Raw genomic sequence first — 21037 nt, 5'->3', positions numbered from 1 at the left:
CAGCGGCTGAGGTCGGGCTAGGACGGACGCACGGCCTGCGCTCGCGCCCAACCTGACGTTGCGCGCGCGGGCCGCTGGTCTCGCCAACCATCATGGTTGTCCACGCCACGGCGCACTGGCCGAGTATGTTGACGTGGACGATTCCTGCGAAGGAATCCGGCTACTCCCCAAGGGGACGCGAAGCTTAGCACCGCGATTCGCGCGTGGCGCATTTCCAGCGAAATGCGCAGGCAGGGCTGGTTTGTATAGCGATGGCTATATCGAGAGCGCAGCGGTGCCGAGTAGTGCCGGCCGCTGGCCGGCATGCGCAACGGCGAGAGCGTGCCAAGCAAGCTTGGCACCTACCGAAGCGGTTTCGGGTGATTTCAGGAACTGAAGGCGATTGCCGGCCGGCGGCCGGCACTACCTTCAGTCTTCTTCCGGCGGCAGCACGATGGCGTCGTCGTCGATGGCCAGCTTGCCGGCCATCAGCACGGCCTGGGTGCGGTTGGTCACGCCCAGCTTGCGCAGGATGGCGGTGACGTGGGCCTTGATCGTCGCTTCGGAGACGTTGAGGTCGTAGGCGATCTGCTTGTTCAAGCGACCAGCGCCCAGCATCTGCAAAACGCGGAACTGCTGCGGCGTCAGCTCACGCAGGCGCTGGCCGACTTCGCGTTCTTCGCTGCCGGTGGGCGGCACGTTGTGCGCTTCCGGCGGAGCCCAGGTCTCGCCATCAAGGATGGTGCCCAGTGCATGGCCGATGGTGTCCGAGTCGGCGGATTTCGGAATGAAGCCCAGCGCGCCGTGGTCGAGCGCGCGGCGCATCACCGTGGCTTCCTCGCGCGCGGACACCACCACCACCGGCAGGTGCGGGTGCAGCGAGCGCATGTGCACCAGCGCGTTGAAACCCTGCGCACCGGGCATGTTGAGATCCATCAGGACCAGGTCGGCGTCGTTGTGCTGGTCGGCCAGTGCATACAGCGCTTCCACGCTGTCGGCCTCGAACAGCTGCACGCCGGGGATGACCCGCTGCACCGCCCCACGCAGGGCTTCGCGGAACAGCGGGTGGTCATCGGCAATCAGGAGGGTGGTCATGGGTCGAGCTTATCGATCAGGAAAAAGAGCGACGTGATGGCAGGTGCAGGACGGGTCGGACACGGCCGGGTCCCTCCTCCCGGCCACGTCCCTGGCGCGTCCTGCGCCTGCAGTCACGCCATCAGCGCACCTTGCGCTCGTCCACCAGCGACGCCACCACGGACGGATCGGCCAGGGTCGAGGTGTCGCCGAGCTGGTCCGGCGCGTTCTCGGCGATCTTGCGCAGGATGCGGCGCATGATCTTGCCCGAGCGGGTCTTCGGCAGGCCCGGTGCCCACTGCAGATGGTCCGGCGTGGCGATCGGGCCGATCTCCTTGCGCACCCACGCGATCAGCTCCTTGTGCAGCTCATCGCTCGGCGCCTCTTCGGCCACCAGGGTGACGTAGGCGTAGATGCCCTGGCCCTTCACGTCGTGCGGGAAGCCGACCACGGCCGCTTCGGCCACCTTCGGATGCGAGACCAGCGCGCTTTCCACTTCGGCGGTGCCGATGCGGTGGCCGGACACGTTGATCACGTCGTCGACGCGACCGGTGATCCAGTAGTAGCCGTCCTCGTCGCGGCGGCAACCGTCACCGGTGAAGTAGCTGCCCGGGTAGGTGCGGAAATACGTATCGATGAAACGCTGGTGGTCGCCGTACACCGTGCGCATCTGGCCCGGCCAGGAATCGCGGATGATCAGGTTGCCCTCGGTCGGGCCGTCCTGGATCTCGCCATCGGCATTGACCAGCGCCGGCTGCACGCCGAAGAAGGGCAGGGTGGCCGAACCCGGCTTCAGATCCATCGCGCCGGCCAGCGGCGAGATCAGGATGCCGCCGGTTTCGGTCTGCCACCAGGTATCGACGATCGGGCAGCGGCTGTCGCCGACCACTTCGTAGTACCAGCGCCAGGCTTCCGGATTGATCGGCTCGCCGACGCTGCCGAGCAGGCGCAGCGTCGCGCGCGAGGTCTTCTTCACCGGCTCCTCGCCTTCGCGCATCAGTGCACGGATGGCGGTCGGGGCGGTGTAGAAGATGGTCACCTTGTGCTTGTCGATGACGTTCCAGAAGCGCGAGGTGTCCGGGTAGTTCGGCACGCCTTCGAACATCAGCGAGGTCGCGCCGTTGGCCAGCGGCCCGTACACGATGTAGCTGTGGCCGGTGACCCAGCCGACGTCGGCGGTGCACCAGTAGATGTCGTCCTCGCGCAGGTCGAACACCGCTTCATGGGTGTAGGCCGCGTACAGCAGATAGCCGCCGGTGGTGTGCAGCACGCCCTTCGGCTTGCCGGTGGAACCGGAGGTGTAGAGGATGAACAGCGGGTCTTCCGCGTTCATGCGTTCCGGTTCGCAGGTGGCCGGCTGGCTGTCCACCACATCGTGGAACCAGCGGTCGCGCGGCGCCTGCATGTCCACCGCGCCGCCGGTGTGGCGCACCACCAGCACGGTTTCCACGGTATTGGTGCCGGGCAGCTTCAGCGCGGCATCGACGTTGGCCTTCAACGGAATCCTGCGGCCACCGCGCAGGCCTTCGTCGGCGGTGATGATCAGCTTGCTCTGGCAGTCGCTGACGCGGTCGGCGATCGAGTTCGGTGCGAAGCCACCGAACACCACCGAGTGGATCGCACCGATGCGTGCGCAGGCCAGCATGGCCACGGCGGCGTCGACGATCATCGGCAGGTAGATGGTGACCCGGTCGCCCTTCTTGACGCCGAGGTTGCGCAGCGCATTGCCGAGGCGGCAGGTGCGCTCGTACAGCTCGCGATAGGTCACGTGCTGGGCCGGTGCATCCGGGCCATCCGGCTCGAACAGCAGGGCGGTCTTGTCGCCGCGCGTTTCCAGCTGGCGATCCAGGCAGTTCACGCTGGCATTGAGCTCGCCATCTTCGAACCACTTGATGTGGAAGTCGGACAGGTCGTAGCTGACGTTCTTGATCTTCGTCGGCTTGCGCATCCATTGCAGGCGCTCGGCGGCCTTGCCCCAGAAACCATCCGGGTCGGTCACCGAAGCCTGGTACTGCTGTTCGTACGACGTCTTGTCGATGCGTGCCTTGGCGGCGAACTGCGGATCGACGGGGTAGATATCAGCCATGGCACCCTCACTTGCACGTTGACTTTGTATGTGCGGTCGCAGCATCGCAGCGACCGATCCCCCTCAGTTTGCCCCATCCACCCCCGGCCGCGTCACCACACTGGTTAGACCATGGTCGAAAGTGAGCGCCCAGCAGGGCCGGGTTCGACCAATGGCGAATAGCCGCTGTGCGTGAACGCCCCGCAGTCTCGGCTCGACCGTGCCCCACGCGCGGCATCACCTTGCCACTTGGGAGAGAGGGCAACATGAGCCACCGTACGTTGAAAGCCGTGCGCAAACCTTTGGCGGCCTGCCTGTTGGTCGCCCTGGTCGCACCGGGCATGGCGTTCGCAGAGACCGCCAAAGAGAAGGCACTGGAAGCACGCGTTGCCGAACTGGAACGCCAGGTCCAGCTGCTGCTGTCTTCGCAGCAACAACAGCAGACCCAGATCAGCCAGACCCAGCAGGCGGTGACCGAAGTCCGCACGGTGCAGGCCGAGCAGAAGCCGGTCGCACGGGTGCCGGCCGGCAAGCAGCCGATCCAGGTCACCACCATCACCCCGGGCGCGGCGCCGGGTACCACGGTCAAGATCGGCGGCTTCATCAAGGCCGATTTCCTGGCCACCCAGACCAGCGATGGCCAGCTGGCCGACGACGCCACCGGCCGTTCGCTGTACCTGCCGGGCCAGACCCCGGTGGAAGGCGCCGGCGGCAGCGGCAAGCGTTCGGGCACCGACTTCAATGCCCACGCCAAGTTCTCGCGCTTCAACCTGGGCATCGACAACGTGAGCGAATCGGGCAACAAGGCCGGTGCGTTCTTCGAAATGGACTTCTTCGGCAACTCGCTGGGCAACCAGACCGCGACCAATACCTACGGTGTGACCCTGCGCCACGCCTACATGTACTGGAACAACTGGATGGCCGGCCAGACCTGGTCCAACTTCATGGACGCGGCCGCACTGCCGGAAGCGGTCGACTTCGTCGGCCCCACCGACGGCGTGATCTTCGTGCGCCAGGCCCAGGTGCGCTACACCCAGGGCGGCTTCAGCGTCGCGCTGGAAAACCCGGAAACCACCACCCTCACCGGTACCCGCAACCCGGTCACCGGCGCCTGGACCAATGCCAGCGCCAACTCCGATCGTGGCAGCCTGCCTGATCTGACGATGCGTTACGGCTGGAAGGGCGACTGGGGCACCTTCGGTGTCGGCGGCATCGTCCGTCAGCTGAAGGTTGACAACCAGGCCACCGGCGCCAAGGCCGACAAGGTGGCCGGCGGCCTGACCCTGGGCGGCAAGTGGGTGATGGGTGACAGCGACTCGCTGCACTACCAGCTGACCGGCGGCGAAGGCATCGCCCGCTACATCGGCCTGGGTATCACCGCCGACAGTGCCTACGACGTGGCCCGCGACGAGCTCAACCCGACCGGCGTGCTTGCCGGCTACGTGGGCTGGCGGCATGCGTTCTCGCCGAAGCTGCGCACCAACCTGATCTACGCGCGCAGCGACTACGACAACGACAGCATCCTCGGCCCGCTGGTGACCAAGAGCGTGCAGAGCATCCGCGGCAACATCTTCTACTCGCCGCTGCCCAAGGTCGATATCGGCGCCGAGCTGATGTACGGCCGTCGCGAAGTGGAGAACGGCAACAAGGGTGACATCACCCGGTTGCAGTTCACCACGAAGTACAGCTTCTGATCGAGCGCCGACCAACGGTCGGCACCTACCGAGATTGAGTGCCGACCAAGGTCGGCACCCACCAACAACGATTGCTTCGGAGGGGAAGCGTCCCATGTCCACTACACCCAGCACCGCACACAAAGCGGGCACCCTGACCAAGGGCCACAAGAAAGTCATCTTCGCCTCGAGCCTCGGTACGGTGTTCGAGTGGTATGACTTCTTCCTGTATGGCTCGCTCGCCGCCATCATCGCCAAGCAGTTCTTCAGTGGCGTCAATGAAACCACGGGCATGATCTTCGCCCTGCTGGCGTTCGCCGCCGGCTTCTTCGTGCGTCCGTTCGGCGCAGCCTTCTTCGGCAGCCTTGGCGACCGCATCGGCCGCAAGTACACCTTCCTGGTCACCATCCTGATCATGGGCATCTCGACCTTCCTGGTCGGCGTGCTGCCCAACTACGCCTCGATCGGCTTCGCCGCACCGGTGATCCTGATCATCCTGCGCCTGGCCCAGGGCCTGGCGATGGGCGGTGAGTACGGCGGTGCCGCCACCTACGTGGCCGAGCACGCGCCGGACGACAAGCGCGGCCTGTACACCAGCTTCATCCAGTGCACCGCCACGCTCGGCCTGTTCATGTCGCTGCTGATCATCCTGGCCTGCCGCTACTTCCTCGGCAACGAAGCCTTCGAAGCCTGGGGCTGGCGCATTCCGTTCCTGGTCTCGATCCTGCTGCTGGGCGTGTCCGTGTGGATCCGCCTGCAGCTGAGCGAATCGCCGCTGTTCCAGCAGATGAAGTCCGAGGGCAAGGGTTCCAAGACCCCGTTCCGTGACAGCCTGAAGGGCGGCAACCTGAAGCTGATGCTGCTGGTCCTGCTGGGTGCTGCGGCTGGCCAGGCGGTGGTCTGGTACGGCGGCCAGTTCTACGCGCTGTTCTTCCTCAGCAGCATGCTGAAGGTCGATGCCACCACCTCCTACCTGCTGATCGCGGCCGCGCTGGCGCTGGGCGTGCCGTTCTTCATCTTCTTCGGCTGGCTGTCCGACCGTATCGGCCGCAAGAAGATCATCCTGGCCGGCTGCCTGCTGGCCGCCGTCACCTACATCCCGATCTTCAAGGGCCTGACCCACTTCGCCAACCCGGCCATCGAAGAGGCCCGCAGCAGCTCGCCGGCCCTGGTCGTGGCCGATCCGGCCACCTGCTCGTTCCAGTTCGATCCGGTTGGCCTGCGCAAGTTCACCAGCTCCTGCGACGTGGCCACCGCCGCGCTGACCAAGGCCGGTGTGCCGTATGACGTGCAACCCGCCGCCGCCGGTTCGCTGGCGATGGTGAACGTGGGCAGCGCCAGCGTCACCTCGTATGAGGCGGCCGGCCTGACCAAGGAAGAGGGCAAGGCCAAGGCCGATGCGTTCGGTGCGGAACTGAAGACCGCCCTGACCACCGCCGGCTACCCGGCCAAGGCCGATGGCGCACGCATCAACATCGCCGGCACGGTGTTCATGCTGTGGCTGCTGGTGCTGTACGTGACCATGGTCTACGGCCCGATCGCCGCCTACCTGGTCGAACTGTTCCCGACCCGCATCCGCTACACCTCGATGTCGCTGCCGTACCACATCGGCAACGGCTGGTTCGGTGGCTTCCTGCCGGCGATCTCGTTCGCGCTGGTGGCCGGTACCGGCAACCTGTACTACGGCCTGTGGTATCCGATCATCATCGCATTGATGTCGGTGGTGATTGGTGGCCTGTTCCTGCGCGAGACCAAGGACGTGGATATCACCAAATAACCGGCGTGCCGACCAACGGTCGGCATCCGCCGGGTTTCAGGGGCCGCGGTGCAGACCGCGGCCTTTTTGTTCGGTAGTGCCGGCCGCTGGCCGGCAAATGCACGATGTCTGCCGGAGTTCCATGGGGCTGCCGGCCAGCGGCCGGCACTACCATTGCGTTGCGCAGCACCCCGTATAGTCGGCCCATGACCATCCTCACTCCGGCCGGCCTCCCCGCCATCCTGCACACCCTGCGCAGCACCTGGCAGGCGCAGCGCCCCTCGCTCGACCAGCGCGAAGCTGACCTGCGCCGTCTGCGCGAGGCGCTGAAGCCGCGCCTGGACGAAATGGCCGAGGCCATCGCCGAGGACTTCGGCCACCGCGCCCACACCGAATCGAAGCTGGCCGATGGCATGAGCGTGCTGTCGGCCATCGACCACCTGCGCCGCCACCTGCGGCGCTGGTCGAAGCCGCAGCGGGTCGGTGCCGGCTGGCGGCTGTGGCCGGCGCGCGCGCAGCTGCGGCCGACGCCGCTGGGGGTGGTCGGGGTGATCTCGCCCTGGAACTACCCGGTCACGCTGGCACTGGTGCCTTTGGCTACCGCCATCGCCGCCGGAAACCACGTGCTGCTCAAGCCTTCGGAACACACGCCGCGCACCAGCGCGTTCCTGGCCGATCTGCTGGCCAGTGTGTTCCCGCCCGATCGGGTGGCGGTGGTGCAGGGTGGGGCGGATGTGGCCGCGGCGGTGTCGTCGCTGCCGCTGGACCATCTGCTGTTCACCGGCTCGACGGCCGTTGGCCGCAAGGTGATGGCCGCCGCCGCCGAGCATCTGGTGCCGGTCACGCTGGAACTGGGCGGCAAGTCGCCGGCCATCGTCTGCCGCGATTTCCCACTGGACAAAGCCGCCGCGCGGCTGGCCACTGGCAAATGGTTCAACGCCGGGCAGACCTGCATCGCGCCGGATTACGTGCTGATCGATACGGTGCGCCAGCGCGAGTTCGTGCAGGCGCTGCAGCAGCAGGTACGCGAGCGCTATGGCGACTTCAGCGATGCCGACGACTACACCCGCATCATCAACGAGGGCCAGTACCGGCGCCTGCAGGGCTATCTGGCGCAGGCGCGCGAACGCGGCGTGCCGGTGATTCCGCTGGCTCAGGTGGACGATGCGCGCGCTGATCGTGAGCGGCTGCTGGTGCCGACCGTGGTGCTGGACCCGCCGGACGACCTGGACCTCATGCGCGAGGAGATCTTCGGGCCGATCCTGCCGGTGCGCGCCTACCCGGACCTGGACGGCGCGCTGGCCGACGTGCTGTCCCGCGACCGGCCGCTGGCGCTGTATCCCTTCAGCCACGACACGGCGGCGGTGGAGCGCATCCTCGGCCAGGTGGTGGCCGGCGGAGTGACGGTCAACGACGCGCTGCTGCACTTCGCCGCCGAAGGCCTGCCGTTTGGCGGGGTAGGGGCCAGCGGCATGGGTGCGTACCATGGCCGGGCCGGGTTCGATGCGATGAGCAAGCGGCTGCCGGTGCTGTGGCAGTCGCGCTGGGCGGCCAGTGACCGGCTGCGGCCGCCGTATTCGAAGATTGCGGGGTTGTTACGGTTCTTGGTGCGGTAACGCCGGTGGGGGTAATGGGGTTGCCGGCCAGCGGCCGGCACTACCTGGTGGGTGCCAACCTTGGTTGGCACACGGTGATTGCCGGCGCCAACCAGGGTTGGCGTCCACCAGGTTATATGGGAGCCCATCAAGGCCCGCCCGGGTAGAATGCCCCCATGAAGATCGCCTCGTGGAACGTCAATTCGCTCAATGTCCGCCTGCCGCACCTGGAGCAGTGGCTCAAAGAGTTCGGCCCGGACATCGTCGGTATCCAGGAAACCAAGCTGGAGGACCACAAGTTCCCCGATTCGGCGCTGATCGCCGCGGGCTACCGCAGCGTGTTCGCCGGCCAGAAGACCTACAACGGCGTGGCGCTGCTGTCGCGTGAGCCGGCGCAGGACGTGCAGATCGGCATTCCCGGCTTCGAGGACGAGCAGAGGCGCGTCATCGCCGGTACCTTCGGCGACCTGCGGGTGATCAACCTGTACGTGGTCAACGGCCAGGACATCGGCACCGACAAGTACGAGTACAAACTCCGCTGGCTGGAGGCGGTGCATGCCTGGATCGCCGAAGAAATGCAGCGGCATCCGAAGCTGATCGTGATGGGCGATTTCAACATCGCCCCGGACGCGCGCGATGTGCACGACCCGGAGGTGTGGAACGAAAACCACATCCTGACCTCCACCGCCGAGCGCGGTGCATTGAACAAGCTGCTGCAGCTGGGCCTGCACGATGGCTTCCGCCTGCACAATGACGAGGCGGGCACCTTCAGCTGGTGGGATTACCGTGCGGCGGGCTTCCGCCGCAACCTGGGCCTGCGCATCGACCTGACCCTGGTCTCCGACGCGCTGAAGGGCAGTGCGGTGGCCTCGGGCATCGACCGCGAGCCGCGCACCTGGGAACGACCGAGCGACCACGCGCCGGCATGGGTGCAGTTGGGTTGAGGTAGCGCCGGGCCATGCCCGGCGACCACAGCGGCGGCTGGGAGACGCCGGGCATGGCCCGGCGCTACCCCTCAGATCACCGTATGCTCTTGCGGGTGAACAGGTTGACGATCGCCAGCAGGATCACCGCACCGATCAGCGAGAACAGGAACGTGCGGATGGTGATCGCTTCGTTAATGCCGCCGCCGAACAGCCAGCCGGAAATCAGCGCGCCGACGATGCCGACCACGATGTTGAGGATGATGCCCTGTTGCGCATCGCGCTTCATGATGATGCTGGCCAGCCAGCCTACGATGCCGCCGACGATCAGCCAGATGATGATGCCCATGATCGAACCTCCGGTGGGGAACTGTGACCAGTTGACGCGCACGGCCGTGAACCCGTCGTGGAATTGCGTGATGGGCGCGTGCGGATGAGCCTGCCAGCCACCCTCGACGGCCCGTGGCGCTTCGGTCCGGTGACGGTCTGGCGACGCCCGCATGTGCCGGGCCACCGCGGCGAACCGCAGGCGCGGCAGGTGCTGGCGCAGGCGCTGGGCGTCGACCCGGAGACGCTGCCACTGGTCCGTGATGACAAGGGCCGGCCGGAGCTGAGCGGCGCGCTGGCCCACTACGGCACCGGCTGGAGCCACAGCGGCGAGGTGCTGCTGGTGGCGCTGGGCGAGGGCGTGCGGCTGGGCGTCGACCTGGAGCTGCTGAGGCCGCGTGCGCGCCTGCTGGAGATCGTGCAGCGCTTCTTCCACCCCGAGGAAGTAGCCTGGCTGGAAAGCCTGGACGAGGCCGGGCGCGAGCACTGGTTCTTCCGTGTGTGGTGCATCAAGGAGGCCATCCTGAAGGCGCACGGGCAGGGCATCTCGTTCGGCCTGCACCGCCTGCAGCTGGCACCGGGGGCCGATGGCGCCCTGCACCTGCGCTGGTGCGACCCGGAACTGGGCGAGGCCACGCGCTGGCACCTGCACGAATGGCAGGCCACCGGCCAGTTCCGTGCGGCATTGGCCTGGTATCCGCACTGAAGCGGGGAATCAGCGCGCAAAACCGGCGATAATGTCGGCATGAGCGAACACCCACTTCCCGCCAGCGTGGCTGCCACGCTGGAACAGGGCCTGGCCAGCATGGGCCTGGACGCCGCGCTGGCGCCGCCGCTGCTGCGCTACCTGGCCCTGCTGCACCGCTGGAACGGCACCTACAACCTCACCGCCATCCGCGATCCGCAGGAGATGGTCACCCGCCACCTGCTCGACTCGCTGGCGATGCAGCCGTTCGTGGCCGATGGCAGCCTGGCCGACCTCGGTACCGGCCCCGGCTTGCCCGGCATCCCGCTGGCGATCGCCTGCCCGGGCCTGCAGGTCACCCTGGTCGAGAGCAACGGCAAGAAGGCGCGCTTCATGCGCGAGGCCGTGCGCCAGCTCGGCCTGGGTAACGCCCGCGTGGCCGAATCGCGCGCCGAGGCGCTGGACGAGGCCGGCCACTATGACCAGCTGACCGCGCGCGCGATGGACACCCTGGCCGGCATCGTCCGCGTCGGTGGCCACCTGCTGCGCCCCGGCGGCGTGCTGCTGGCCATGAAGGGCGTCTACCCGCATGAAGAGATCGCGGAGCTGCCGGCTGGCTGGCAGGTACGTGAGGTGACCCCGTTGAGCGTGCCCGGCCTGGCCGGCGAACGCCACCTGGTCACTGTTACAGGCCCCTGATTCCCGCCGCCAGCCCCTTGTGGAACAACGGGTTGGCGATCCACGATTTCCGCAAGGGGCCGGTTGTACGCATAATGACCGGTCCCAGCACACGTCGACGAGGCACACCCGCATGGCCCGCATCATCGCCATCGCCAACCAGAAGGGTGGCGTCGGCAAGACCACGACCGCCGTCAACCTGGCCGCTTCCCTGGCCAACGCACCCAAGCGCGTGCTGTTGGTCGACCTGGATTCGCAGGGCAACGCGACCATGGGCAGTGGCGTGGACAAACGAGAGCTGGCCGCCTCCACCTGTGACCTGCTGCTCGGCGAGAACAGCGCCGCCGATGTGCGCGTGCAGACTGCAGAGGGCTACGACCTGCTGCCCGGCAACATCGACCTGACCGCCGCCGAGATCCAGTTGATGGGGCAGAGCGAGCGCGAGCAGCGCCTGAAGCGCGCGCTGGCGCCGATCCGCGACGAGTACGACTACATCCTGATCGACTGCCCGCCGGCGCTGTCGCTGCTGACGCTCAACGCGCTGGCCGCCGCCGACTCGGTGATCGTGCCGATGCAGTGCGAGTACTACGCGCTGGAAGGCCTGAGCGCGCTGGTGGAAACCATCGAGGCGCTACGCACCAGCCTGAACCCGGCGCTGGAGATCGAAGGCGTGCTGCGCACCATGTTCGACGTGCGCAACAACCTGGCCAACGCGGTCTCGGCCGAGCTCACCGAGCACTTCGGCGACCGCGTGTTCCGCACCATCGTGCCGCGCAACGTGCGCCTGGCCGAGGCGCCCAGCCATGGCCAGAGCATCGTCGGCTACGACCGCGCCTCGCGCGGTGGCGTGGCCTACCTGGGCCTGGCCGGCGAGATCATCCGCCGCAACAACGAACGCAACAAGGCCACCAAGGCCGTGGAGACCGTCTGATGACCAGCAGCAAGCCGGCAGCCAAGAAGCGAGGCCTCGGCCGTGGCCTGGATGCCCTGCTCGGTCCCAAGGGGGCGGTCAGCCAGGTGCAGGCCACCACCGCGGTGATCGAACCGCTGCCGGGTGAAGTGCTGCGCAAGCTGGCCGTGGGCCAGCTGCAGCCGGGCAAGTACCAGCCACGTCGCGAGATGGACGAGGGCAAGCTCTCCGAGCTGGCCGACTCGATCAAGTCGCAGGGCGTGATCCAGCCGATCCTGGTGCGCCAGCTGCCGGCGGGCAACTACGAAATCGTCGCCGGTGAGCGCCGCTGGCGCGCCTCGCAGCTGGCCGGCCTGGACGAAGTGCCGGTGGTGGTGCGCGAGCTGGAAGACCGCACCGTCATCGCGATGGCGCTGATCGAGAACATCCAGCGCGAAGACCTCAACCCGCTGGAAGAAGCCGAGGCGCTGCAGCGCCTGATCAGCGAGTTCACCCTGACCCATGCCGAGGCCGCCGAGGCCGTTGGCCGCTCGCGCGCGGCGGTGTCCAACCTGCTGCGCCTGCTGGAGCTGCCGGTGGCGATCCGCCTGCTGCTGGAAACCCGCCGCCTGGAAATGGGCCACGCCCGCGCGCTGCTGACCCTGGCTCCCGAGCTGGCCGGCAAGCTGGCGCAGGAAGCGGCCGATGAAGGCTGGTCGGTGCGCGAGGTCGAGCGTCGTGCGCAGGCCTTTGCGGCCGGCAAGGTGCCGAACAACCGCCCGGTGGCCACGCCGAAGGTGCAGCAGGCCGACATCGCCTCGCTGGAAACCGAGCTGTCCGAAGCCCTGGGGGCCAAGGTGGCGATCAACCATGGTCGCGGCGGCAAGGGCAAGCTGATCATCCACTACACCGACCTGGATACCCTGGACGGCGTGCTGGAAAAGCTGCGCACGCGCCAAGGCTGAGCCTGGTGCGGTGACGGGGGACGCGGCGTGCCGGGTCCCGCCGGTGACAGGGAACGTACCGCCGCGCGCGCCGTGGCCTCATCAGGGAGCAGGACATGAGCAACGAATACGAGGACGTCAGCCCGGACGGCACCCAGATACTGGTGCACCAGCGCGAAAAGGACTTCGTGCTCGCCACCGGCGAAGAACAGCATATCGAGGCGATCAGCGACCACATCGCGCGCCATCTCGGACCGATCGCCACGGTCCTGCACGAAATCATCTCCGACCTGGTGCACATCGACGTGCACGTGGTGCCTCCCAATGACCACTGCCCGCATGTGCGGCTGGTGACCTCCGGCATGAGCGATCTGCCGATGACCGTGCCCGCCGAGCTGGACGCGGACGTGCCGCGCTACATGGAACTGATGGTGACCCTGCCGGCTGACTGGCCGATCTCGCAGGAGGCCTTCGAGGATGAGCGCAACTACTGGCCCGTGCGACTGCTGAAGGGCATGGCGCGGCTGCCGCACGAGTACGACACCTGGCTGGGCTTCGGCCACACCATCCCCAACGGCCATCCCAGCGAACCCTACGCGCCGGGCGTCGGCTTCGACGGTGCCATCGTTCTGCCGCCGGTGACTGCTCCGGACGACTTCGCCGCGCTGGAACTGGACGATGGCAAGACCATCAGCTTCATGTCCCTGGTCCCGCTGTATCCGGAAGAGATGGACCTGAAGCTGAAGAAGGGCGCCGAGGCGCTGCTGGACCGCTTCGATGCGAAGAAGATCCAGGACGTGATCGAACCCGGCCGTACCAACGTGGCCAGGAAGCGTTTCGGTTTGTTCTGAGACCGGTAACATCAGGGGCCTGACCTTCGTTTCCAGGCCCCTGTCATGACCATCCTGCTCACCGGCGCTGCCGGCTTCATCGGTGCCTACACCGCCCGCGCGCTGCTGGAGGCCGGCCAGGCCGTGGTCGGCTTGGACAACTTCAACGACTACTACGATCCGCAGATCAAGCGCGACCGCGTGGCCGCGCTGTGCCCGGCGCTGGACCTGCGCACGCTGGACCTGACCGATCGCGAGGGCCTGGCGGCGCTGTTCGACGAAGTGCAGCCGACCGCGGTGATCCACCTGGCCGCGCAGGCCGGCGTGCGCTATTCGCTGGAAAACCCGCACGCCTACGTCGACAGCAACCTGGTCGGCTTCGTCAACATGCTCGAGCTGTGCCGCCACCGTGGCGTGCAGCACCTGGTGTATGCGTCGAGCAGCTCGGTCTACGGCGATTCGGCCACGCCGCCGTTCTCCGAGGACCAGCGCGTGGACCAGCCGCGCTCGCTGTACGCGGCGACCAAGGCCGCCAACGAGCTGATGGCCTACACCTACGCGCAGCTGTACGGCCTGCATGCCACCGGCCTGCGCTTCTTCACCGTGTATGGCCCGTGGGGCCGGCCGGACATGGCACCGCTGTTGTTCTCGCGTGCGGTGCTGGCCGGGCGGCCGATCGACGTGTTCAACGAAGGCCACATGCAGCGAGACTTCACACATGTTTCCGACATCGTGTCGGGTATCCTCGGCGCCCTCGCGCATCCGGCCGATGGTCCCGTGCCGCACCGGGTGTTCAACCTCGGCAACCACACGCCGGTCGAGCTGGAGCGCTTCATCAGCGTGATCGAGCAGGCCGCCGGCCGCCCCGCGCAGAAGGTCTACAAGCCCATGCAGCCCGGCGACATGGTGCGCACGATGGCTGATACCCGACGCGCACATGACGCTTTCGGCTTCGATGCGGTGACCCCGATCGAAGAAGGCCTGCCGCCTGTGGTGCAGTGGTGCCGCGAGTATTTTGGCGATCGCGCCTGAGGATGGATCCTCACGCCGCGGGGTTCATCTTCGGATAACCTCGGTTTCGGAGAATGCGCGGTCTTTGTCCCCCCTTTGGCCGAGTGCCTTATGAGCCAACCCGAGCTTTCCGTTGTCGTCCCGGTATTCAACGAGCGCGATAATGTCGCCCCGCTGGTCGCCGAAATCACCGCCGCGCTGCGTGGGCGGTTGCCGTTCGAGATCGTCTACATCGACGATCACTCGCGCGATGACACCCTGGCGGTGCTGCAGGGCCTGAAGGCGACCACGCCGGAACTGCGCGTGCTGCACCATGTGAACCAGAGCGGGCAGAGCACCGCCGTGCGCACCGGCGTCAAGCACGCGCGGGCGCCGTGGATCGCGACCCTGGATGGCGATGGCCAGAACGATCCGGCCGATATTCCCAAGCTGCTCGCCGCGCGCGACGCCGCCGAGGCGCAGGTGAAGCTGTTCGCCGGCTGGCGCGTCAACCGCCAGGACAGCGGCAGCAAGCGCTGGGCCAGCAAGTGGGCCAATGCCATCCGTGCACGCATGCTGCGCGACGATACGCCCGACACCGGTTGCGGCATCAAGCTGTTCGAACGCAGTGCGTTCCTCGACCTGCCGTACTTCGACCACATGCACCGCTACCTGCCGGCGCTGATGCAGCGTGCCGGCTGGAAGACCACCAGCGTGCCGGTCAATCACCGCCACCGCACCGCCGGTGTCTCCAAGTACAACAACCTCGGCCGTGCGCTGGTCGGCATCCGTGACCTGCGTGGCGTGGCCTGGCTGATCACCCGCAGCAAGCGCACTGCGGTGGAGGAGCGTTGATGGATCTGGAGCTGCACTGGCTCGACCAGCCCCTGACCTGGCTGTACTGGACCGGCCTGCATGTGACCGGCTGGAAGCTGATCGGCTACACCGGCGCGCTGATGTTCGGTGGCCGCTGGCTGGTCCAGTTCGTCGCCTCCAAGCGTGCAGGCAAGCCGGTGATCCCGCGCCTGTTCTGGTACATGAGCGTGGTCGGCAGCCTGATGACGCTGAGCTACTTCCTGTTCTCGGCCAAGCAGGACTCGGTGGGCGTGCTGCAGAACCTGTTCCCGGCGTTCACCGCGCTGTACAGCCTGCACCTGGACATCAAGCACCGGGGCTGGAAGCGGGACAGGGCCAGCCACTAGGTCTTCGGTAGATGCCGACCTTGGTCGGCGCTGGGATTCTCCGGGTGCCAACCAAGGTTGGCAGCTACCAGAGCGGCCGTGCACCGGTAGCGCCGGGCCATGCCCGGCGGCTGTATCCGTCGGCCGCGCTGCGCGCTCGCGGGGCATGGCCCCGCGCTACCGTGCGCCTTCGGCGCTGGGTCTCCCCGCGTGCCGACCAAGGTCGGCAGCTACTGGGCACGGCCAAGGCAGGACCTTCGTCCCATGCCACGGGCGGTGGGGGGTGCCATGATCGGGGTCTGCCTTCCCGGGAACCTGTGCTCGTGAAAACCCGTCTTGCCGTTGCCCTGCTGATCGCCCTGTCCGCCCCCGCCGTGGCCCTGGCCGCGCCGCCCGCCACCGCCGCACCGGCCAGCGTGGCCACTGAATCGCCCGCCGACGCCGCCTTCCGCGCGCTGTACGAGAAGGAATGGAAGTGGCGCCAGCAGGGCGGCGGTGAAGCCAGCGAGGACGAGGACGCCCCGGCCAACGCCACCCGCATGCCCGACATCGGCCCGGCTGCGCAGCAGGCACGCCTGAAGGTGTGGGACGAAACCCTCGCCGCGCTGAAGAAGATCGATCCGAAGACCCTGTCGCCCGACAACCAGGTCAACTACGCGATCTACCACGACCAGGTGTTCAACCTGGCCGAAGAGACGCGCCTGCGCGGCTACGAGATGCCGTTCAACGCCGACTCCTCGTTCTGGTCCAACCTGTCCTTCATGGCCCGGCGCGAGATGAAGACCGCGCAGGACTACCAGAACTACATCGCCCGCCTGAACGATGTGCCGCGCTACTTCGGCCAGCAGACCGAGAACATGCGGGCCGGCCTGAAGCGTGGCTTCAGCGTGCCGCGTGCCGTGCTCGATGGTCGCGAAGTGTCCATCGCCACCGTCGCCGAGCTGAAAGACCCGACCGAGTCGCCGCTGTACGCGCCGTTCAAGAAGCTGCCCAACAGCATCCCGGCCGCCGAACAGGCCAGGCTGCAGGCGCAGGCGCGCGCGGCGATCAGCGGCAAGGTCGTGCCGGCGTTCCAGCAGCTGCGCACCTTCTTCGTCAACGAATACGTGCCGCAGGCGCGCACCACCCTGGCCGCCGAAGCGATGCCGGACGGCAAGGCGTACTACAAGCAGCAGATCCACGAATACACCACGCTGGACCTGTCGCCGGACGAGATCCACCGCATCGGCCTGGGTGAAGTCGAGCGCATCCAGAAGGAAATGAACGACATCATCAAGCAGGTGAAGTTCAAGGGCAGCTTCGCCGAGTTCCTGACCTTCCTGCGCACCGATCCGCAGTTCTACGCCAAGACCCCGGAGGAGCTGCTGTCGCGCGCGGCATGGATCTCCAAGCGGGCCGACGGCCAGCTCGGCAAGTACATGACGCTGCCACGTGCGCGCTTCACCATCGTGCCGGTGCCGCCGGACATCGCACCGTTCTGGACCGCCGGCCGTGGTGGCATGGGCACCTACTGGCTCAACACCTACAACCTGCCGTCGCGCCCGTTGTACAACCTGCCGGCGCTGACCCTGCATGAATCCGACCCGGGCCACTCGCTGCAGGGGGCGATTGCCGCCGAGCAGAAGAACCTGCCCGAGTTCCGCCGCAACGCCTACATCTCTGCCTATGGCGAAGGCTGGGCGCTGTACTGCGAGAAGCTGGGCGTGGAGATGGGCATCTACGAAACCCCGTACGAGGATTTCGGTCGCCTGACCTACGAAATGTGGCGCGCGGCGCGCCTGGTGATCGACACCGGTGTGCACAGCAAGGGCTGGACCCGCGAACAGGCGTTGGCCTACCTGCGTGACCACACCGCGCTGAGCGAGCATGAAGTCACCACCGAAGTGGACCGCTACATCTCCTGGCCGGGCCAGGCGCTGAGCTACAAGCTGGGCGAGATCGCCATCGTGCGCCTGCGTGCGCAGGCCGAGAAGGAGCTGGGCGACAAGTTCGACATCAAGGGCTTCCACGACACCCTGCTCAAGCAGGGCTCGGTGCCGCTGCCGGTGCTGGAACAGCAGATCCAGGCCTACATCGCTGAGCGCAAGAAGGCCTGACCCGACGCGTCGCCGGGCATGGCCCGGCGCTACCGGAACGTGCGGTGGTAGCGCCGGGCCATGCCCGGCGAGCGCGAAGCGCGGTAGACGGGGTCGGAACCCTTTCCCACGGAAAGGGCTCCGACCCCGGCATCACATCACCCCACCGCCCGCGGCTTGGCCACCCGTGCCGCGAAAGTCGGCAGCACCAGCAGGGTCAGCACGGTGGCGGTGATCAGGCCACCGATCACCACCGTCGCCAACGGCTTCTGCACCTCGGCACCGGAACCGCTGGCGATCGCCATCGGTATGAAGCCGACGATCGCCACCAGCGCCGTGGTCAGCACCGCGCGGATACGGCTGGAGGCACCGTTGATCGCCGCCTGCAATGGCAGTTCACCGGCATCCAGGCGTTCGCGGATCGCCTGCATCAACACCAGACCATTCAAGGTGGCCACGCCGGAGACGGCGATGAAGCCGACCGCCGCCGACACCGAGAACGGCATGCCACGCAGCAGCAGCGCGAGGATGCCGCCGACCAGCGCCAACGGCACGCAGCTGAACACCAGAATGGCCTCCTTGCCGCTGCGCAGGGCCATGAACAGCAGGCTGCCGATCAGCAGGAACACCACCGGCACCACCGTCGCCAGCCGCTTCTCAGCGCGCTGCAGGTTCTCGAACTGGCCGCCCCAGGTCAGGTAGGCACCCGGTGGCAGCGCCACGTCGGCCACCGCCGCTTGTGCTTCACCGACGAAGCCACCCAGATCACGCCCACGCACGTTGGCCTGCACCACCACGCGGCGGCTGCCGTTGTTGCGGCTGATCTGGTTCGGCCCTTCGCTGACCGTGATGCGCGCGACCGACGACAGCGGAATCACCAGCCCCGATGGCGTGGCGATCGGCAGTGATGCGAGCTGGTCCGGATCGTTGCGCGAGGCATCGTCCAGGCGCACCACCACGTTGAAGCGACGGTCGCCCTCGAAGATCTTGCCGGCCGCAGCACCACCGATGCCGGTGGACAGTGCATCGCTCACGTCCGCGGCAGTCAGGCCGTACTGCGCCGCCGCCACGTGGTCGATGGCCACATTGAGCGTGGGCAGGCCGGAGATCTGTTCCACCCGCACGTCGGCCGCACCGTTCACCGCACGCAGCTTCAACGCCACCTGGTCGGCCACCTTCTGCAGCTGGCTGAAGTCATCGCCGAAGATCATCACCGCCAGATCGGTACGCACGCCGGAAATCAGTTCGTTGAAGCGCAGCTCGATCGGCTGGCTGAACTCGAAGCTGTTGCCCAGCTGCTGTCCGGCCAGCGTTTCGAAGCGCGCCACCAGCGCGTCCTTGCCCAGCTTCGGATCGGGCCAGTCCTTGCGTGGCTTCAGCACGATCACGCTGTCGGAGATGTTGGTCGGCATCGGGTCGATCGCCGCCTCGGCGGTACCGGTGCGCGAGAACACGGTCTCCACTTCCGGCTGCTTGGCGATTGCCCTTTCCAGTGCCAGCTGCATCGCCAGTGACTGTTCCAGCGAGGTCGACGGCACGCGCAGGGCCTGCATCGCCACGTTGCCTTCATCCAGCGTCGGCATGAACTCGCGGCCCAGCAGCGAGAAAGAGCCGACGCCCACCACCACCATCATTACCGCACCAGCCAGTACCGTGCGCGGATGCGCCACGGCCTTGCGCACCACCGGTTCGATGCGCGCACGCAGCACGCGGATCAGTTTCGTCTCGTGCTCGCCATCATCGGCATGCGCATCACCGTCCTTGACCTTCGGCTCGCGCACCAGCAGTGCGGCCATCGCCGGCACGAAGGTGAAGGAGAAGATGAAGGCACCGACCAGGGCCAGCATGAAGGTCGCCGCCATCGGGTGGAACGTCTTGCCCTCCACACCTTCCAGCGTGAGGATCGGCGCGAACACCAGCAGGATGATCAACTGGCCGAAGGCCGCAGGGCGCGCCATCTTCATGGCCGAATCGGCGGCCACGCGCAGGCGTTCCATCGCGGTCAACGCACGGCCCAGTTCGGCACGGCGCTGGCCCAGCATCAGCAGCGTCGACTCGACCACGATCACTGCACCGTCCACCAGGATGCCGAAGTCCAGCGCACCCAGGCTCATCAGGTTGCCGCTGATGCCGAAGCGGCTCATGCCGATCACCGCGAACAGGAACGACAGCGGAATCACCAGCGCGGTGATCGTCGCCGCACGCAGGTTGCCCAGCAGCAGGAACAGCACCACCACCACCAGCAGCGCGCCCTCGGTGAGGTTCTTGGCCACGGTCTTGATGGTGGAATTGACCAGCACGCTGCGGTCCAGCACCGGTGCCGCCACGATGTCGGCCGGCAGCGACGTGTTCACCTGCTCCAGGCGCGCGGCCGCGGCCTGGGCCACGGTGCGGCTGTTGCCGCCGGCAATCATCAGCGCGGTGCCCAGCACGGCTTCGTGGCCGTTGCGGCTGGCCGCACCCAGGCGCGGTGCGCGGCTCAGCTCGACCTCGGCCACATCGGACACGCGCACCACCACGCCATTGCGGGTGGCCACCGGGGCCTGTGCCAGATCCTCGGTGGTCAGCGCCAGGCCGTCAGCACGTACCACCAGGCCTTCGCCGGCACGCTGTACGAACCCGGCACCGGCCTGCACGTTGGAGCGCTGCAGGGCAGTGACCAGATCGGCCAGACCGAGGCCGTGCGCGGCCAGTCGGGCGCTGTCCGGATGCACGCCATATTCCTTTACATAACCACCGACCGTATCGACGCCGGCCAGCCCCGGGCTGGAACGCATCTGCGGCGCGATGATCCAGTCCTGCACGGTGCGCAGGTAGGTGGCGCGTTCTTCCGGCGTACGCAGCAGGTTGCCTTCCGGCGTGCGGTAGACCTCACCGGCCTGCCAGCCGGCTTCACCGGGCTTGGCCAGCCTGGCTGGATCGAACGTGGTGAAGTCCACGGTCCACATCAGCACTTCGCCGAGGCCGGTGGTGACCGGCGACAGCATCGGCGACGCGCCATCGGGCAGGTCTTCGGATGCCTCGCGCATGCGTTCGGCCACCTGCTGGCGGGCGAAGTAGATGTCGGTCGCATCGGTGAAGATCGCGGTCACCTGCGAGAAGCCATTGCGCGACAGCGAACGCGTGGTGGTCAGGCCGGGAATGCCGGCCAGCGCGGTTTCCAGCGGATAGGTCACCTGCCGCTCGATCTGCTCCGGGGGCAGCGCCGGTGCCACCGTGTTGATCTGCACCTGGCGGTTGGTGATGTCCGGTACTGCGTCGATCGGCAGCTTGCCCAGCTGGAACAGGCCCACGGCAGCGATCAGCGCCGCCATGAACACCACCAGCCAGCGGTGGCGCACCGCTGTTTCAATGATCAGCTTGAACATGGTCG

17 protein-coding genes and 1 riboswitch are annotated in these 21037 nt (G+C 67.1%); of the genes, 13 read left to right on the top strand and 4 right to left on the bottom strand.

Features of this window, described 5'->3' with window-relative positions:
* Positions 1-85 precede the first annotated feature (85 nt).
* Positions 86-175: riboswitch (yybP-ykoY riboswitch) on the bottom strand.
* Positions 176-408: 233 nt separating this feature from the next.
* Both CCR98_RS20580 and acs read right to left on the bottom strand, forming a co-directional pair.
* The gene (locus CCR98_RS20580; protein ID WP_006477308.1) at positions 409-1074 is read right to left on the bottom strand and encodes a response regulator transcription factor; all 666 of its coding nucleotides are present in this window, start codon (positions 1072-1074) and stop codon (positions 409-411) included.
* A gap of 121 nt (positions 1075-1195) precedes the next feature.
* Positions 1196-3139 (bottom strand): acetate--CoA ligase, encoded by a 1944-nt coding sequence (gene acs / locus CCR98_RS20575; RefSeq protein ID WP_087924056.1) that lies wholly within the window; start codon positions 3137-3139, stop codon positions 1196-1198.
* 245 nt (positions 3140-3384) lie between these two features.
* Between acs and CCR98_RS20570 the strand changes: the two genes are divergently transcribed.
* The 4 genes from CCR98_RS20570 (at position 3385) to xth (ending at position 9086) form a co-directional block, all read left to right on the top strand.
* Complete coding sequence (locus CCR98_RS20570; RefSeq protein ID WP_087924055.1) at positions 3385-4812, top strand: DcaP family trimeric outer membrane transporter; 1428 nt, start codon at positions 3385-3387, stop codon at positions 4810-4812.
* 94 nt (positions 4813-4906) lie between these two features.
* Entirely contained in the window at positions 4907-6568 is a 1662-nt protein-coding gene (locus CCR98_RS20565; RefSeq protein WP_087924054.1) for an MFS transporter, read from the top strand.
* Positions 6569-6753: 185 nt separating this feature from the next.
* On the top strand, positions 6754-8163 hold the full coding sequence (locus CCR98_RS20560) for a coniferyl aldehyde dehydrogenase (RefSeq protein WP_087924053.1): 1410 nt from the start codon (positions 6754-6756) through the stop codon (positions 8161-8163).
* A 155-nt stretch (positions 8164-8318) separates the two neighbouring features.
* Positions 8319-9086: an exodeoxyribonuclease III gene (xth, locus tag CCR98_RS20555; protein WP_087924052.1), complete on the top strand. Its 768-nt coding sequence runs from the start codon at positions 8319-8321 to the stop codon at positions 9084-9086.
* Positions 9087-9162: 76 nt separating this feature from the next.
* Here the strand turns inward: xth and CCR98_RS20550 are convergent, their stop codons facing one another.
* The gene (locus tag CCR98_RS20550) at positions 9163-9414 is read right to left on the bottom strand and encodes a GlsB/YeaQ/YmgE family stress response membrane protein (RefSeq protein ID WP_005411656.1); all 252 of its coding nucleotides are present in this window, start codon (positions 9412-9414) and stop codon (positions 9163-9165) included.
* An 84-nt stretch (positions 9415-9498) separates the two neighbouring features.
* Between CCR98_RS20550 and CCR98_RS20545 the strand changes: the two genes are divergently transcribed.
* The 9 genes from CCR98_RS20545 to CCR98_RS20505 all read left to right on the top strand — a co-directional run bounded on the left by CCR98_RS20545 (position 9499) and on the right by CCR98_RS20505 (position 17685).
* A complete protein-coding gene (locus CCR98_RS20545; RefSeq protein ID WP_087924051.1) occupies positions 9499-10098 on the top strand; it encodes a 4'-phosphopantetheinyl transferase superfamily protein in 600 nt (199 codons plus the stop codon).
* 39 nt (positions 10099-10137) lie between these two features.
* Positions 10138-10776 carry a 16S rRNA (guanine(527)-N(7))-methyltransferase RsmG gene (gene rsmG / locus CCR98_RS20540; RefSeq protein ID WP_012512505.1) on the top strand — a complete coding sequence of 213 codons (639 nt, stop codon included), beginning with the start codon at positions 10138-10140 and terminating at the stop codon, positions 10774-10776.
* Between the two features lie 112 nt (positions 10777-10888).
* A complete protein-coding gene (locus CCR98_RS20535) occupies positions 10889-11686 on the top strand; it encodes a ParA family protein (RefSeq protein WP_087924050.1) in 798 nt (265 codons plus the stop codon).
* A complete protein-coding gene (locus CCR98_RS20530) occupies positions 11686-12609 on the top strand; it encodes a ParB/RepB/Spo0J family partition protein (protein WP_087924049.1) in 924 nt (307 codons plus the stop codon). The genes CCR98_RS20535 and CCR98_RS20530 overlap by 1 nt, the downstream gene beginning before the upstream one ends.
* Before the next feature lie 95 nt (positions 12610-12704).
* A complete protein-coding gene (locus CCR98_RS20525) occupies positions 12705-13439 on the top strand; it encodes a suppressor of fused domain protein (RefSeq protein ID WP_087924048.1) in 735 nt (244 codons plus the stop codon).
* 45 nt (positions 13440-13484) lie between these two features.
* Positions 13485-14450, top strand: a complete 966-nt coding sequence (locus CCR98_RS20520; protein ID WP_087924047.1) for an NAD-dependent epimerase/dehydratase family protein — start codon at positions 13485-13487, stop codon at positions 14448-14450.
* A gap of 90 nt (positions 14451-14540) precedes the next feature.
* Complete coding sequence (locus CCR98_RS20515; RefSeq protein ID WP_005420380.1) at positions 14541-15263, top strand: glycosyltransferase family 2 protein; 723 nt, start codon at positions 14541-14543, stop codon at positions 15261-15263.
* Complete coding sequence (locus CCR98_RS20510; RefSeq protein WP_198361044.1) at positions 15263-15610, top strand: lipid-A-disaccharide synthase N-terminal domain-containing protein; 348 nt, start codon at positions 15263-15265, stop codon at positions 15608-15610. The genes CCR98_RS20515 and CCR98_RS20510 overlap by 1 nt, the downstream gene beginning before the upstream one ends.
* A 302-nt stretch (positions 15611-15912) precedes the next feature.
* On the top strand, positions 15913-17685 hold the full coding sequence (locus CCR98_RS20505) for a DUF885 family protein (protein ID WP_087924046.1): 1773 nt from the start codon (positions 15913-15915) through the stop codon (positions 17683-17685).
* Positions 17686-17822: 137 nt separating this feature from the next.
* Here the strand turns inward: CCR98_RS20505 and CCR98_RS20500 are convergent, their stop codons facing one another.
* Entirely contained in the window at positions 17823-21032 is a 3210-nt protein-coding gene (locus CCR98_RS20500; protein WP_087924045.1) for a CusA/CzcA family heavy metal efflux RND transporter, read from the bottom strand.
* Between the last annotated feature and the right edge of the window lie 5 nt (positions 21033-21037).

It is taken from the genome of Stenotrophomonas sp. WZN-1, assembly GCF_002192255.1.
Classification (GTDB): domain Bacteria; phylum Pseudomonadota; class Gammaproteobacteria; order Xanthomonadales; family Xanthomonadaceae; genus Stenotrophomonas.
This window is presented reverse-complemented; position numbering and strand designations above follow the sequence as displayed.